The 15,133-nt window shown below is 50.0% G+C and carries 14 protein-coding genes; 3 read left to right on the forward strand and 11 right to left on the reverse strand.

Going from position 1 to position 15,133, the window contains the following annotated elements; genetic code table 11:
• Positions 1-232, forward strand: a 232-nt coding sequence (locus KDK19_RS03680) for an STAS/SEC14 domain-containing protein (protein ID WP_257291353.1), incomplete at its 5' end; no start/stop codon positions are given.
• 191 nt (positions 233-423) lie between these two features.
• Here KDK19_RS03680 and KDK19_RS03685 read toward each other — a convergent pair.
• Entirely contained in the window at positions 424-1,029 is a 606-nt protein-coding gene (locus KDK19_RS03685) for a glutathione S-transferase family protein (protein ID WP_257291354.1), read from the reverse strand.
• Between the two features lie 155 nt (positions 1,030-1,184).
• Entirely contained in the window at positions 1,185-3,356 is a 2,172-nt protein-coding gene (locus tag KDK19_RS03690) for a carboxy terminal-processing peptidase (protein WP_257281074.1), read from the reverse strand.
• A gap of 466 nt (positions 3,357-3,822) precedes the next feature.
• Between KDK19_RS03690 and KDK19_RS03695 the strand changes: the two genes are divergently transcribed.
• Positions 3,823-4,800 (forward strand): NAD(P)H-quinone oxidoreductase, encoded by a 978-nt coding sequence (locus tag KDK19_RS03695; RefSeq protein WP_257254124.1) that lies wholly within the window; start codon positions 3,823-3,825, stop codon positions 4,798-4,800.
• 80 nt (positions 4,801-4,880) lie between these two features.
• On the opposite strand, the gene KDK19_RS03700 is transcribed toward KDK19_RS03695, so the two are convergent.
• The 4 genes from KDK19_RS03700 to minC all read right to left on the reverse strand — a co-directional run bounded on the left by KDK19_RS03700 (position 4,881) and on the right by minC (position 7,262).
• A complete protein-coding gene (locus KDK19_RS03700; protein WP_257275820.1) occupies positions 4,881-5,057 on the reverse strand; it encodes a hypothetical protein in 177 nt (58 codons plus the stop codon).
• 305 nt (positions 5,058-5,362) lie between these two features.
• Positions 5,363-5,620, reverse strand: coding sequence for a cell division topological specificity factor MinE (minE, locus tag KDK19_RS03705; protein WP_257253361.1), 258 nt, complete (start codon positions 5,618-5,620; stop codon positions 5,363-5,365).
• Positions 5,617-6,432, reverse strand: coding sequence for a septum site-determining protein MinD (gene minD / locus KDK19_RS03710; protein ID WP_257275819.1), 816 nt, complete (start codon positions 6,430-6,432; stop codon positions 5,617-5,619). Before minD ends, minE begins: the two co-directional genes overlap by 4 nt.
• A 47-nt stretch (positions 6,433-6,479) precedes the next feature.
• Positions 6,480-7,262, reverse strand: a complete 783-nt coding sequence (gene minC / locus KDK19_RS03715; protein ID WP_257288219.1) for a septum site-determining protein MinC — start codon at positions 7,260-7,262, stop codon at positions 6,480-6,482.
• A gap of 270 nt (positions 7,263-7,532) precedes the next feature.
• Between minC and lpxL the strand changes: the two genes are divergently transcribed.
• Positions 7,533-8,480, forward strand: coding sequence for an LpxL/LpxP family Kdo(2)-lipid IV(A) lauroyl/palmitoleoyl acyltransferase (gene lpxL, locus KDK19_RS03720; protein ID WP_257275816.1), 948 nt, complete (start codon positions 7,533-7,535; stop codon positions 8,478-8,480).
• 133 nt (positions 8,481-8,613) lie between these two features.
• Here the strand turns inward: lpxL and rapA are convergent, their stop codons facing one another.
• From rapA to KDK19_RS03745, 5 genes are all read right to left on the reverse strand, one after another.
• Positions 8,614-11,484 (reverse strand): RNA polymerase-associated protein RapA, encoded by a 2,871-nt coding sequence (gene rapA / locus KDK19_RS03725; RefSeq protein WP_257275815.1) that lies wholly within the window; start codon positions 11,482-11,484, stop codon positions 8,614-8,616.
• 377 nt (positions 11,485-11,861) lie between these two features.
• Positions 11,862-12,158 carry a YebG family protein gene (locus KDK19_RS03730; protein ID WP_257281069.1) on the reverse strand — a complete coding sequence of 99 codons (297 nt, stop codon included), beginning with the start codon at positions 12,156-12,158 and terminating at the stop codon, positions 11,862-11,864.
• Positions 12,159-12,304: 146 nt separating this feature from the next.
• Positions 12,305-13,216, reverse strand: a complete 912-nt coding sequence (rluB, locus tag KDK19_RS03735) for a 23S rRNA pseudouridine(2605) synthase RluB (RefSeq protein WP_257275845.1) — start codon at positions 13,214-13,216, stop codon at positions 12,305-12,307.
• Positions 13,217-13,333: 117 nt separating this feature from the next.
• Entirely contained in the window at positions 13,334-14,239 is a 906-nt protein-coding gene (gene scpB, locus KDK19_RS03740) for an SMC-Scp complex subunit ScpB (protein ID WP_257291355.1), read from the reverse strand.
• Complete coding sequence (locus tag KDK19_RS03745; protein ID WP_257275844.1) at positions 14,239-14,991, reverse strand: ScpA family protein; 753 nt, start codon at positions 14,989-14,991, stop codon at positions 14,239-14,241. The genes scpB and KDK19_RS03745 overlap by 1 nt, the downstream gene beginning before the upstream one ends.
• Positions 14,992-15,133: the final 142 nt, after the last annotated feature.

Raw genomic sequence — 15,133 nt, forward strand, 5'->3', positions numbered from 1 at the left:
GATTATCCATACCGATCATTTTCCCGGTTGGGAATCCTTTGGTGCTCTGGTCAGCCACATTCGATTTGTGAAAAACCATCACAAACATCTGAGAAAAATTGCCATTGTCACGGATGCAAGAGAGGGCGGTCCAAGAGAAAAAATAGCAAGGCATTTTATTGCTGCAAAAATCAGGCACTTCAGATACGAGCAGCTGGAGGCGGCAAAGCTCTGGATTCTGGAAGAGGATTAAAACACAAGTGAACGGGCCGATTTGTGCGAGCATTACCTTTTTGCCGGGCGGCCAGGTGCTCGTAGTTATTCATGCAGAGCCAGCTCGCGCATACGCTGGGCAAGTTGACTGTATTCCTGATCCAGTTGTTTGATGGTGGCTCTGAAAATGACAGCGTACATAGGCATTTTTTCGTTAGGTGGCGTAAAGTATCAGGCGCAGGAATCCATTGAAACAAACCCCGGTAAAGAGCGAATACGTGAAATCCAGCGTTGGATCCCCGGATACTGTGACAACTCAAAACCGCCTTCGTGGGCGACATGGGTGTACCCAAACAAAGATACGTCAGCCGTTGTAAGTTGCTCGCCAACCAGAAAAGCGGTTTTCGAAAGCCGCTGCTCCATGACCTTAAGAGCTTTGTGGCCGCCTTCCTGTTTCCTTTCGAACTCTTCCCGTCGATTGTCCGGCATGCCCAGATACTTGTTAATGAAGCGGGCAACGGCAATATAAGGTTCATGGCTGTATTGCTCAAAAAACTGCCATTGCTGGTTTTTTGCCTGTAAAAAAGGGTCCGTCGGCAACAGCTCAGAATCTCTGGCCAGGAAGTTCAGGATGGCATTGGATTCACTGAGAATGCGGCCATCATCAAGCTCCAGCAAAGGAATTTTGCCGTTAGGGTTTTTGGCGAGAAAATCCGGAGTCTGGGTTTCATTATTCAGAATATCAATGGCAACCCATTCATGATTCAGGTCAAGCAGGGCAGTGAGCAGTTTGATTTTGTAACAGTTGCCGGACTGGATATCGCCATATATTTTCATTCTTGGGGTTCTACCTACCATTGAGCCACTGATGTTTTGAGTGATATTGTGCCAGTACTTTTTATCGAAAGGTAGATATCAGTCTCTTAAGAGCTGGCAAGAGTATGAACTCTTGAGACTATAAGGGCCTGAAAAACAGGCCCTGAGAGGGATAGTTAACGGCTGGCAGTTTGTTTTTTCTGTATCTGAATCAGGTCCACCAGAACCATTCCAGCTTCCTTGATAAAGGCGTCGGTTTCTTTCTTTTTCTTCTTGGTTTCAGTAGAGGCTTCTTCCTGTTCTGCTTCTTCCAGTTCATCCAGGTTATTCAAAAGGGGGTCACCCTTGGCCTTTCTTAGCCGGTTCTCAATGGCCAGTCTCTGACTGCGCATGGTCTGGATTTCGTGCTTGCGCTTTGCTTCGTTAAGTGACACTTTTTCCTGGTTTTCGTAGCGAGACAGGTAGTCTTTCATTTCGTTCAGGTAGACAAAATCCGGATCCTCGTGCGTCCGCTTGCGGTGCTTTTCATCGAGAGGTTTCAGAAAAGGTTTCATGTCTGAGTACTTTCTGTATGGGATCGGCTTGATGGTATCCCAGGGCAGGGCATCAGGCAGCTTGCTTTCGCCGATATCACGGCCATCGTACAGCGATGGAAAGGCGATGTCGGGCAGTACGCCCTGGTTCTGGGTGCTCTGACCGGAAATGCGGTAGAACTTGGCCAGAGTCAGTTTCAGCTGTCCGTGGTTAAGCGGCTGAATGCTCTGAACAGTACCTTTTCCGTAAGTCTGACCACCAATCACCAGTGCCCGTCCATAGTCTTGCATGGCGCCGGCAAAGATTTCTGAAGCAGAAGCACTCAGTCGGTCAACTACAACAGCCATGGGACCACTGTATACCTGAGTCGGGTCCGGGTCTTGCTGACGCTCGGTGCGTCCTCTGCTGTCCCTGACCAGAACCGTTGGACCCTGCTCAATGAACAGGCCAGTCAGTTCGTTGGCTTCCTGTAAGGAGCCGCCGCCATTGCCTCGCAGGTCTATAATCAGGCCGTCCAGGTTTTCTTTCTTGAAATTATCAAGCAGCTTGCGCACGTCGCGCGTTGTGCTCTTGTAATTGGGGTCGCCGGACTGGGCGGCCTTAAAGTCAATGTAGAAGGTAGGTATTTCGATAACACCCACACGCTTGGTCTTATTATTCTGTTTAAACTCAAGAATGTGGCTTTTGGCATCCTGTTCTTCCAGCTTGACTTTGTCCCTGATAATTTCATAAATACGGGTGTTACTGCTTTTGCTGGAGCCTGGAATAATTTCCAGTCTGACCAGAGTTTTCTTTTTACCGCGGATCAGATTAACCACATCATCCAGACGCATGCCCACGACGTCCTCCAGCGTGCCTTTGAGGCCCTGGCCAACGCTGATGATTTTGTCGCCAGGTTTCAGTTGGCCTGCTTTATCGGCAGGACCACCGGGGACCACGCTGACCACTTTGGTGTATTCATCCTCCGAGGACAGAACCGCACCAATGCCTTCCAGAGAAAGACTCATGTTAATGTCAAAGTTCTCGGCAGTCTGGGGCGAGAAGTACTGGGTGTGGGGATCAAAAATTCCGGTAAAAGAATTAATGTAAGTCTGGAAAACGTCTTCGCTCTTACTCTGATGCAATCGGCGCAACAGGTTGGTGTTGCGTCGAGTCAACTGATCTGCAATTTCTTCATCAGTTTTGTTGTTCAGCTTCAGGGTCAGTACACTGTCTTTGAACTGTTTTCTCCAAAGGTCTCGCTGGTTCTTTTTATTGGCCAGCCAGGGCTGTTCCTTGCGGTCAACAATCAGGTCTTCGTTCTTTTTCAGATCCAGTTTGTTAACACCCTGCTTGACCAGAGCCAGCATGTAGCGGGCACGTTCTTCTGCCCTGACTGTGTATCGATTGAATATTTCAAAAGCTGGTTTCAGGTCGCCGCTTTTAAGAGAGCTGTCGAGCTTTTCTTTATAAGGGGCAAACTGGGCAATGTCGCTTTGCAGGAAGAAGCTGCGGTTGGGGTCCAAACGGTCGAGATAGCGCTGAAATACTTTTTCTCCACTCTCTTTGTTCAGGTCAATTTTGCGATAATGGTTGCGTGACAGCAGTTGCACCACATTGACACTGGCAATGGCCTGTTGCAGGCTGGGTTTTAGTTCGTCAATGGGGCGGTCAAGATTCTGATCAGCGGCAAAAACCGAACTGGTGGTTATACAGAGCGCGGTGAACAGGGCAAAAAAAACCGATGGTATTTTCCTGGCGTTTAGCAGGGTCGGTATCATGGATTGTGAAGCTCCGTGTCGTTTTTCGATATCGGGTGTGCCGCCTCGGCTCATGAAGGAATAAGTCCTGTTATGGAGTGTTTAAGACGACGTTCATCGACTATAGGCTACTCCACCCCTCTGTGCCTGAAACACATGTACCAAAAATATCCGGAACATGCGTTTAAGCCTGTTCCACACCGGAGATAATCCAAAGCCTGTCAGGGCGTTGTTTCCAGCTGATGCTGCTTGTGGTGCATGTGGCACTGCTGGCTACCAGACAGTCGGTCCATAGGCCTGTCCCAGAGCATTGGTTGACTTCTATTTTTAAGTTACCAGTGCTTTGGGGGCTTTCTCAATCAGTTTTGTTCAGTGATTGTGAATATCCCCTGAGACATAATACAGTCTATAACTGAATGCAGCCAGTCAGGAGACTTTACCGGACTCCAGTCAGGCTGATAACCCCCTATTCAATGAAGCCCGATAACCGAGGTATTTCATTGATACCTGTATCGGCTTGATCATTAAGGTTTGGGTAAAGATGCAAGAGAGCAAAAACTTTTACGGACTTGTGGCTATTGACAGGGCGTTACAATGGCGGACCTTTCCCGGTGAGCCTTTGGGTAAAGATCAGGTAAAAATTCGAGTAGTGGCCGCAGGCCTTAACCGTGCCGACCTGTCGCAGTTGGCTGGAACCTACAATCCACCAAAAGGTGTAACACCCGTCTTGGGACTCGAATGCTCCGGGATCATTGAGGCGGTGGGAGCCAATGTCAGCCAATGGCTGCCAGGCCAGCATGTTTGTGCGTTGTTGCCGGGTGGAGGTCTGGCGACAAGCGCGGTGTGTGATCAGCGGCTGTTGTTACCAGTTCCTGAATCACTGAGTCTCGTGCAGACCGGAGGCGTTGTTGAGGTTTATGCAACCGCCTGGCTCAACCTGTTTCATCGTGGCAAAGTCAAAGCCGGAGACAAGGTTCTGTTAATGGCTGGCGCCAGCGGTGTGGGTACCGCAGTTCTGCAGCTGTGTGCTTATTTTGGGATCGACGTAACCGTGGTGGTCGGCAGTGATGAAAAGTTGCAATTCTGCAAGGAGTTGGGAGCGAAAAATGGCTTGAACCGACATCAGCAGGATTGGAAGCTGTTAAAGGCTTTTGGTCCTTTTGATATGGTGCTGGATTGCTGTGCCGGAGACTGGCTGGAAAGATATCTGTCTTTAATGAATATCGGCGGAAGAATTGTCACCATTGGTTTAATGGCAGGACGACAAGCACAATTGGATATGGGGCAACTACTGATGAAGCGGATTCAAGTGATGGGATCCACTCTGCGCTTTTTGCCCATTACCGAAAAAGAAAGGTTGTTAACCGAACTAATGGAAAAGGTTTGGCCTTTATTCGCCTCGGGTCACTTAAAACCGATTACAGATACGGTTCTCCCAATCGATCAATATCAGAAAGCGTATGATTTAATGGCATCCAATAAAACAACAGGCAAGGTTATTCTCACCTTGCCTGCTTAATCCATTATGAATGGCTTTAAAAAACATTGAGGCCTCTGATCATTCTGCGGTGGACATTGAAAGGTGTCTGGCAGAGTCGATCAGTTATACCCGAGCTCAAAGCATTCGTTGCCTTCGGGCTTGCTGTTTGGCAGCTGGCTGGTGTTTTTCATCAGGGGCTTCAGATTTTTTGGGTAGGCTATAGCATTAATAGCGCGACCCTGTGTGCGAATAGTGGTTTTCCGGCTTTTAAATGGCGCAGAGTAGTGGTGTTTCATAGTCTTTCCTGACCGTGCTGGCTTTTGCATGAATACTATTTAAGAATAACAATAACTCAACCGTTGGGTTAGTCTGAATTTGTACTTAAGTGAGAGTTTCAATTGCAGTATGCAACGCTATGTTAATAAAAGGTTGCAAACTGTTGAGCTAGTAAAATTCTGGTGATTTAAACAGTATTTCTTTTAACACGGTATGGCTGTTAATAGAAATTGAGTAAAGCAAGCGATAGGAGTTTGCAAAGAGAGGCCGACACAGAATGGATCTGTGCCAGTGCTGTAAGAGTATCAAGAGAAGGCTTCGGGTGTCAGGAGTTTTCCGGTAACTGCACGTTGACTTCAAGGGTCGAGCAGTCACCATCGGTATCCAGCCGGACGGAGATGGTGTTATCGGCGACCTGAAAATACTTTTCCACGACTCTCAGTATGTCCTGTTTCATAGCTGGCAGAAAGTCATGACCAGAGCGGTTCAGCCTTTCATGGGCAACCAGTATCTGAAGGCGCTCCTTGGCGACCGATGCGCTGCCCCCGGATTTGCTGGATTTAAAAAATTGCAGCAGACTCATGCACGACTCCTGAAAACTTTCTGGAAAAAGCCTTTTTTCGGAGGTTCAATAAACCGGTGAGGTAATTCAGCGCCCAGAAAGCGTGCGACCATATCGTTGTAAGCCTGACCGGCATCGGTTGTCTGCTGATGGATAACCGGAATACCATGGTTTGATGCCTTCAGAACGTCCTTGGATTCCGGGACAACGGCCAGCAATGGAATGGCAAGGATCTCCTGAACGTCTTCAACATTAAGCATATCGCCCATTTCCACCCTCGTCGGGTTATAACGGGTCAGCAACAGATGTTCTTTGACAGGATCAAGCTTCTTTTCAGCTCTCCGGGATTTGCTTTGCAAAATCCCCAGGATCCGGTCTGAATCCCTGACGGAAGAAACTTCAGGGTTCGTTGTTATGATCGCTTCGTCAGCAAAGTACAGAGCCATAAGCGCACCATGCTCAATACCGGCCGGTGAGTCGCAGATAATGTATTCAAAATCTTTTGCCAGCTCGTCAAAAACCGCTTCAATGCCTTCCAGAGTGAGTGCTTCTTTGTCGCGGGTCTGTGATGCCGGCAATACACTCAGGTTCTCGGTGTGTTTGTCTTTAATCAGGGCCTGATGGAGAGCTGCTTCACCATTAATAACATTCACCAGATCATAGACGACTCTGCGCTCACACCCCATGATAAGGTCGAGATTTCGCAGCCCGACATCAAAATCGATCACCACGGTTCTGTGTCCTTTCATGGCCAGACCTGTGGCGAATGAAGCGCTGGTCGTGGTCTTACCAACACCGCCTTTTCCTGACGTTACGACTATTATGCGTGCCAAGTTCAAATCCTGTGAATAGTAAGTGATGGTCGATGTTCAAGTATTTATTAAAGCCTGCTGATGTGCAAGCGATCCTCAGCGAGCTTTATTAAAACAGACTCACCCCAGTGGCGGCTCCAGGAGGATTCTTCCGTCTGGCCGGTCAGTTTGTAGTGACCACTGATGGAAATCAGTTCGGCCTCAAAGCGATGACAAAAAATTCTTGCCTCAGGGTCACCATTAACCCCGGCAAGCGCTCTGCCCCTTAAAAGTCCGTAGACGTGTATGTGCCCGCCAGCCAGCAATTCTGCACCCGGACTGACCTGTGATAGTATAACCAGGTCGCCCGGGGCATAGATTTGCTGACCGGAGCGAACAGGCTGATCGATAATTTTTGTTTCTGAACCTGAAATGCCTGATGTATCTTCTTTTTGCCCGGTGCCATTAAGCTCATGACGTTCGACCGGCATCGGTTGTCCGTTCTGTTGCATCATGACCACATTTTTCTCTGACTTTGTCTTCTGAAATGGCAGCCAGGCCAGGCCGGCAGACTCTGCCGTGTATCTGAACTGTTCACCACCACGAACGGCAACCAGAATCATGCCGGACTCCCTCAGTCGCCCTGCAATGGCTCTCAGATCGGGAGCATCAACCGTTGCCGGTAATGTCTCCAAAGCCATTACCACCGGTGTCTGTTGAAAGAAGTGTGGGGCTTTTTCTGACATCGCCTGTAACTGCTGGCAGAAACTAATCAGACAGCTGTTGTGCAATTCAAGGGTAGTCAGTGTAAAAATACCGCCTTTTAGCTGGAAGGCGGTATTTGAGGGCTTTGAGGTCAGAGTTGAGTTCATGGTGGCCACGTCATTTACGGAAGTGTGTCAGTTATGTTCCTGCTGTATCTGACGGATAATAGGGAAAAGTTTCAGTGCTTCTCATTTTCTGACCTATCGCTCCGTATTGCCTCTCAGGCTACGATCAAAACCAAGATTTCTCAAGTCATTTTACAAGGTATCTCCAGAGAAATATGACCTCAGCCTTGGCAGCTGAGATAATAGGGCTCACTTATGGCAGGTAACTGACTGCTTGTGAAGGTTTCTTGAGAAAGCGTTTTTGGTGAATAGATGAAGTCGGATGAATTAAGCAACACTACAGAGGCGGATCGGTTTCTGTGGTGTTATTTGAAACCAAAGTTCTGGCCGGTATGGCTGGGGTTGGGATTCACTGCTCTTGTGGCAATGCTTCCCTATTCAGTCATGGTGCATCTGGGGCGCTGGATAGGTCGCCTTTTATTGCGTTTTGGTGGCAACAGAGTGCGTATTACCCGGGTCAATCTGGAAAAATGTTTTCCCCAGATGACTGAAGCGGAAAGGGAAATCCTGTTGCAGAAAAACTTTGAGTCGGTCGGTATCGGTTTGATGGAAGTGCTCATGGCCTGGTGGTGGCCGAGAGAGAGACTTGAACGGCTGGTGACCTATAAAGGTCTGGAAAACCTCGACTCAGAGAGTGGGCAGGGCAATCTGTTGCTGATTCTGCATTTCACGACCATAGAAATAGCGGGCGCTCTGATCACTCTCAGGCACAGTGTCGACGCGACCTACCGTGAACACAAGAATCCTGTTTTTGAGTATATGCAGAGAAGACAGCGTCTACGCTATGACCGGGGTAGCCGTTTGTTAGGCCGAAGGGATGTGCGCGGTATGCTGAGATCCCTGAGACAGGGAAAAACCGTCTGGTACTCACCTGATCAGGATTATGGTCCCAAACAAAGTGTTTTTGCCCCTTTTTTTGGTATGCAGGCGGCATCAGTGACTGGCACTTCAAGAATGACCAAAATGGGTAAGGCCAGGGTCGTGCCTATGGTGGTCACCCGAAAACCGGGTTCCCGGGGCTATGTCCTTGAGGTGTTCGAGGCCTGGAAGGACTTTCCCCGGGGCGATGATCTGCAGGATGCGATCCGGGTCAATCAATTTGTAGAAGAGCAGGTCAGGAAAAAACCGGATCAGTATATGTGGCTGCATCGCCGATTTAAGACCCGGCCTGAAGGTGAGGTGGGTTTTTATCAAAAGTAGTTGCCACGATCTGATGAAATAACTGAGTACCAATGTTGCCTCTGTGATTCAATTGTTTTGGAAGTAGATATATACCTAAAAAGAAATGCAGCTGGATAGCTGCATTTCTTCATGGGTGGGTCAGAACAGATTGTTAACCCGCAATCATCAACCGCAAACCATCCAGCCTGAGCATCGCTTTCTGAAGGCATTGATGACCCATTGCGGCACGCAGTTTGAGGTGTTCGATCTCTTCATCACGCACGTTCGGGTTCACTGCTTTCAGGGCAGCCAGTCGCTTGATCTCTTCCGTAACATGGCTTAGCAGGTTTTTGCAGGCTTCAGTCACAATGGGATTAACCTGTTCCTTCGCTGCTTGCTCTGCTTTGGCCAACATGGTCAGAATCGGTTCCCGTTGCGCTTTCACCAGTTTTTTTGCCATCCCTTTCTTAATGGGCTGAAGCTGGGCATTGAGGGTATCGAAGGCAACTTTTTCTGATAGGTTGTTCATGCCAGGGTCGATCAGGCAGCGAATCGGTGTCGCGGGCAGGTATCGATCCAGTTGCAGTTTTTTCTCTCCCGTAGCACCGACGACATAGATCGCTTCCAGCAACATTGTGCCGGGTTTCAGCGCTTTGTTTTTCAGCAGAGCGACCGAAGTGTTGCCCATCTCACTGGTGAGCAGCATGTCCATGCTTTCACGAACCATGGGGTGCTCCCAGGTGAGAAAATGCATATCTTCCCGGGAAAGGGCCAACTCCCGATCAAAGGTGACGGTAATGCCGTCAGCCGGAAGACCTGGGAAGGATGTCACCATATGGCTGCCAGGACGTACAACGAGGCAATGCTTGGAATGATCTTCTGAATCGACGCCAAATCCTTCAAACAGCTTTTCCATATAGCGCTTGAGCTGTCTGGGTTCTTCCTGTGCTTCGATGTCGTTTATCAGGTCTTCACTGGAAAGAGTGCCACGGGAGTTGATTTCCAGCAGGCGATCCCGACCATTGTGGAGGTACTCATTCATTTTTGCATTGAGCTTGGCGGTTTCCTCTATCAAAGGCTGAATATCAGCCAGTGTCGTTTTTTTCTCCGGAATCAGTGTTTCAGTGAACGCTTCACCTAACTGCTCAAAGACCATGCTGCCAGACGGGCAGGTATCAGCGAATGCGTTCAGGCCCTGGTCATACCAGTGGAAGATTAATTCCTGTCCAGTGCCTTCTATGTAAGGAACATGAATTTTGATGGTCTCGGTCTGGCCAATTCGATCGAGTCGTCCGATACGCTGTTCCAGCAGATCCGGGTGAGCGGGCAAATCGAAGAGCACCAGGTGGTGGGCAAACTGGAAGTTTCGACCTTCACTGCCAATTTCGGAGCAGACCAGAACCTGGGCGCCGTATTCTTCATCAGCAAACCACGCAGCTGCACGATCTCGTTCCACGATCGTCATGTTCTCATGGAACACTGCCGTGGGTATGCCTGACAGAATTCTGAGGGCGTCCTCGAGGTCCAGAGCGGTATTGGCGTTGGCACAGATCACCAGCACTTTCTGCTTTTTGAGCAGTTTTAGCAGGTTAATCAGCCAGTCTATGCGTGGGTCGACTTTCCACCAGGGGTCCATGTCGTTAACACGGATATGGGACTGGTAAGCCAGTTCAGGATAGAGCGAACCGCGGACTTCAGTTTCTTCTTCCTGGGCAATCTGATAAAGCTCAGGCAGTTTCTGGGCGTAGCCCTGTACGACACGACCGGGGAATCCACCTACGGCTGCACGGGTATTTCTGAACAACACCCGGCCAGTACCATGGCGGTCCAGCAGAGTTTTTAGCAGTTGTTCACGAGCTGCTTCTTTTTGCTCATCAGAGCCATCATTGATCAGGTCGATCAGTGGTTGGCAGTCCTGGCCGAGGAAACCGGCCAAATGCTGACAGGCGGCTTCCGGCAGATGGTCATTTTCCAGCAGCTCCTGTACCGCTTCGGCCACAGGCTCATAGCTCTTCTCCTCTTTCTGGTAGGTCTCCAGATCATGGAAACGATCCGGGTCCAGTAGGCGGAGTCTGGCAAAATGACTTTCGGGGCCCATCTGTTCAGGCGTGGCTGTCAATAGCAGCAGTCCGGGAATCTGTGACGACAAGGTTTCTACAACCTGATATTCACGGCTGGGGTCTTCTTCTGACCAGACCAGATGATGAGCCTCATCGACGATCAGCAGATCCCAGTCAGCTTCCAGGACCTGTTGGAAACGATTTTCGTACTGGCTCAGGAAGTCCAGGCTGCAGAGAATCAGCTGTTCGGTGTTGAACGGGTTTTCATCTTCAATCGCACGGCAACGCTCTTCATCAAACAGGCCGAAGTGCAGGTTAAAACGACGCAGCATTTCGACCAGCCATTGATGTTGAAGTGTTTCCGGAACCAGAATCAGGACCCGGCTGGCACGTTCTGTGATCAGTTGCTGATGAAGGATAAGACCGGCTTCAATGGTTTTACCCATGCCAACTTCGTCAGCCAGCATCACTCTTGGCGCATGGCGTCCGGAAACCTCACGGGCTATGTGCAGCTGATGGGGGATGAGGCTGGTACGGGCACCGAGAAGCCCTCTTACTGGAGCGCTCAACAGGCGACAATTGTTCAACAATGTCTTGTAACGCAGAGAAAAATTGCTGTTTTGGTCGATTTGACCTGCCAGCATTCTGTCCTGCGGTTTGTTGAAGTGAATAAAGTTGCCCAGCTCCGATTCGGGAAGCTCTCCGGGCTTGCCGTTGGGAAGAAGACCCTTATAGTGCAGCAGACCATTCTCTTCGATGACTTCTGTCACCGTCATGGTCCAGCCCTCGTGACTCTCTATCTTGTCACCAGGATTAAATTGTACCCTTGATAGCGGGCAGTTATTAATGGAGTACAGCCGGGTTTCACCGGTGGTGGTGAACAATAGGGTAACCATGCGACTATCGAAAGTCAGAACGGTACCTAATCCTTGTTCAGTTTCGGTGTCACTGATCCAGCGCTGTCCAGGAACGAAGCTCGTCATGTCGTGACTACATACCTTGCCAGACAAAAAGGCCGCTATATTAGCGGAATTCGCTGTATTAGCAACCAGTACAAGTGCTACTTGGCGGGCTGCTTCACTAGTGTCTCGGTCTGATAATGGGAAAAATGACCGCTAGAACCACTATCTTTGGTAAAAAAAAGGGTTTCTCAATCAGGAATGAAAGAAAGATTTTTTTTCATACAAAGCTATTTTTAGCTGAATCTGAAGCTGATCAGAGGGACGGTTAATGCCCATGACGCTTTGTTTTTGATTCGTTTCTGAATAGAAGATGAAATGAAAAAGGATTGAAACGAAAAAGGTGCTGACGGCAGAGCGAATCAGGGCATTCCGCTCTGGCAATCGGAAAATGCGCTGGATCAGGCCGCGGCCTCATCCTCGTCCTTATCCTTTGTGTCGTTGTCTTGCTCAGAAGTCTGGCCAATCTCAAGCACCAGGTCCGGTTTGCCTTTAAAGGCTTTGGCAAAGGCTTCCTTGTTTTTAGCGAACATCAGGCCGATCTCTTCAGCCAGGTCTTCATCGATTTCAAAGCGGTCTTCCAGCAGGCTGGTGATATTGGCGGCCAGCTCCAACATACGATCGTATTCTTCAGCGGCTTTCTTGTCTGTAAACATGCTTCCGTCCCGGTCAACTCGCCACATGGGGGTAATAGACATGGCCCTCTCCTGTCAGGCTTGGTTTAAAGTTACTGTATATAAATACAGTCATTCTGTCCAGTGGAACCCCTGAAGGTTAGCATGGAAACTCAAAGCATTTTCAGGAATTGGCAAGAGCTCCGGGTCATGGTTGGAGCTCAACAGCATTAACGATGTCTGTTCTTTTTGAAAACGCCGGGCTTTTTGTGAGGCGAGGGACGCTTCTTGTTGATAGCGGGGTTGCCACGGGAGCCCCTGGTTTTCAGGCCTGTTTTGGTGTGTCGTGGATCGGCTCTGCGTGTCACTGCGTTGGGCGCGGGTGGCAGTTGAACGGCAGCGGCCAGATCGTCGATGTCCGCTTTTTCTACTTCTTCCCACTGGCCCATGCGCAGGTGGTCAGGAATGATGACATTGGCAAAACGTACACGCTTCAGACGGCTGACAGTCAAATCCTGGGATTCCCAGAGTCTGCGCACTTCGCGATTACGGCCCTCCAACAGGCAAACATGGAACCAGCGGTTGATGCCCGAACCGCCTGAGTCAACAATATCGGTGAAGCGGGCAGGGCCATCTTCCAGCTCTACGCCATCGAACAGGTTCTTTACTTTCTGCTCTGTCGCATTACCCATGACTCGAACAGCGTATTCACGTTCAACCTGGTAAGAAGGATGCATGAGACGACTGGCCAGCTCACCATCTGTGGTGAACAACATCAGTCCGGAGGTGTTGATATCCAGACGGCCAATGGCAATCCAGCGCTCTCCCTGAAGTTTGGGCAGTTTGTCAAAAACAGTGGGGCGGCCTTCCGGGTCGTGGCGGCTACAAATCTCGCCTTCAGGCTTATTGTAGGCAATGACGCGGCGGATTCCGGACGCATAGGTTTCCAGTTTGACCGGGCGACCGTCGACAGCAATCTTGTCTTCAGCATTGGCACGATCGCCGAGGCTGGCCTGTTCACCATTTACGGAGATTCGACCTTCGCTGATCCAGCGTTCCATCTCACGGCGCGAGCCCAGGCCGGCGCCCGCCAGGATTTTTTGCAGTTTTTCACCCTGGGGAGGAGTGGTTTCAGTTGTCATGGTATTTATGGCTATGCCGCTCTGTTTTTCTATCAAAGGGGCCAGAGTATAGCGACTTAATATAGGTTAAGACAGCGTGGATTTCCGCTGCTGTTATGCTGAGTGATCAGACATGGTTCAGGGGTCAGTTCTTTCGTTTGATATTTCCCCGGATATTTCTGCTTCAGGAGCGGGCTCTTCCTCAATGGGCATATCGGTCGTCTGATATCGAGTTTCATCGCCTTCAGTGGGAAGTTCTGTCAGTTTCTCTGATGTCTGAATGTCCTGTTCAACTAACTGCTCTTCTTGCTCTAGTGCTTCGGCTTTCTTTTTACGGATCAGGTCATCAAAGTTGTCTGGCAGATCGGCTTCCAATTCATCCAGTTCGGCAAATAGCTCATCAGAGGATTGACCTTCAATCTCAATGGCCTCCTGATCTTCTGCGTCCTCTGTCGTTGGCTCCCTCTGATCGTTGGCTTCAGCCAGCTCCCGGGCAGCTTCCTCCAGATTACGAATCTCGGATAGGGGGGGCAGTTCATTGAGGTTTTCCAGATTAAAATAATCCAGAAACTGACGAGTTGTGGCAAACATGGCCGGGCGACCCGGCACATCCCGGTGACCCACCACACGTACCCATTCACGATCCTGAAGGGTTCGTATGATGTTACTGCTGACGGCTACCCCCCGGATGTCTTCAATTTCCCCCCGGGTGATTGGCTGACGATAGGCGATGAGTGCCAGAGTTTCCAGCAGTGCCCGTGTGTAGCGCTGTGGTTTTTCTTCCCAGAGTCTGCCAACCCAGGTGGATAGTTCCTGTCTGACCTGGAAGCGGTAACCCGATGCCACCTTTTTGAGTTCAAAGCCCCGTCCCTCACAGGCTTCAGAGATGGACACCAGAGCTTCGCGGATCTGGTTGCCATCCGGACGCTCTTCCTCGGGGTAAAGGTCTTCGGGGAACAGGGCGGCCAGCTTTTCTTCAGTCAGGGGTTTCTGGCTGGCCAGCAGGGCTCCTTCCAGGATGCGTTGCAGCTGTTCTGCTTCCATTAGTCAATCCGGGCCTTAACGTGAATGGGACCAAAAGGTTCATTCTGTATCAATTCGATCAGGGATTCCTTGATCAGTTCCATCACCGCCATAAAGGTAACGACGACACCGAGTTTGCCTTCCTCCAGCCGGAACAGGGCAACAAAGGGGGTGAAGCGTTCAGATGTCAGCATGGACAGGACCTCACTCATACGCTCACGGGTGGACAGAGCCTCCTGTTCAACCTGATGATTGACGTACATTTCTGACCGGCGGAGCACCTCTCCCATGGCCAACATGATCTCCTTGAGATCGACTGCCGGATGGGGGCGATCCTGCTCAAGGTTGGGTGGGGCAGCATTGGCTTCATGAAGATCCCGAGTCATCCTGGGCAGTTGGTCAATATCTTCTGCGGCTTTCTTGAAACGCTCATATTCTTGCAGTCGACGAATGAGCTCAGCACGGGGATCTTCTTCCTCGTCTTCGTCCTCAGAGACTCGTGGCAGCAGCATGCGGGATTTGATTTCGGCCAGTGTAGCGGCCATGACAAGGTATTCTGCTGCCAGCTCGAATTGTCCTGATTCCATCAATTCTACATACTGCATGTATTGCTCTGTAATGACAGCTACCTTTATGTTCAGGATGTCCATGTTGTTGCGTTTGATCAGATAGAGCAGCAGGTCGAGAGGGCCTTCAAAGGCTTCCAGAAAGACCTGCAGGGCATCCGGTGGGATGTAAAGGTCGTCAGGCAACTTAGCCATGGGCTGACCCATAACCCGTATCTGGTGTTCAATGATTGCAGGCTCAGAGCCTGATTGAGTTTCCGGTGCCAGCTCTGCAGGGAGTTGTTTTCCGGGCTCAGCCACGGTTTCCGTGGAGGTCATTGATGCATCACCCTGTTGTAAATCCTCTAGC

The organism is Endozoicomonas sp. ONNA1 (assembly GCF_024606325.1).
Lineage (GTDB): Bacteria > Pseudomonadota > Gammaproteobacteria > Pseudomonadales > Endozoicomonadaceae > Endozoicomonas_A.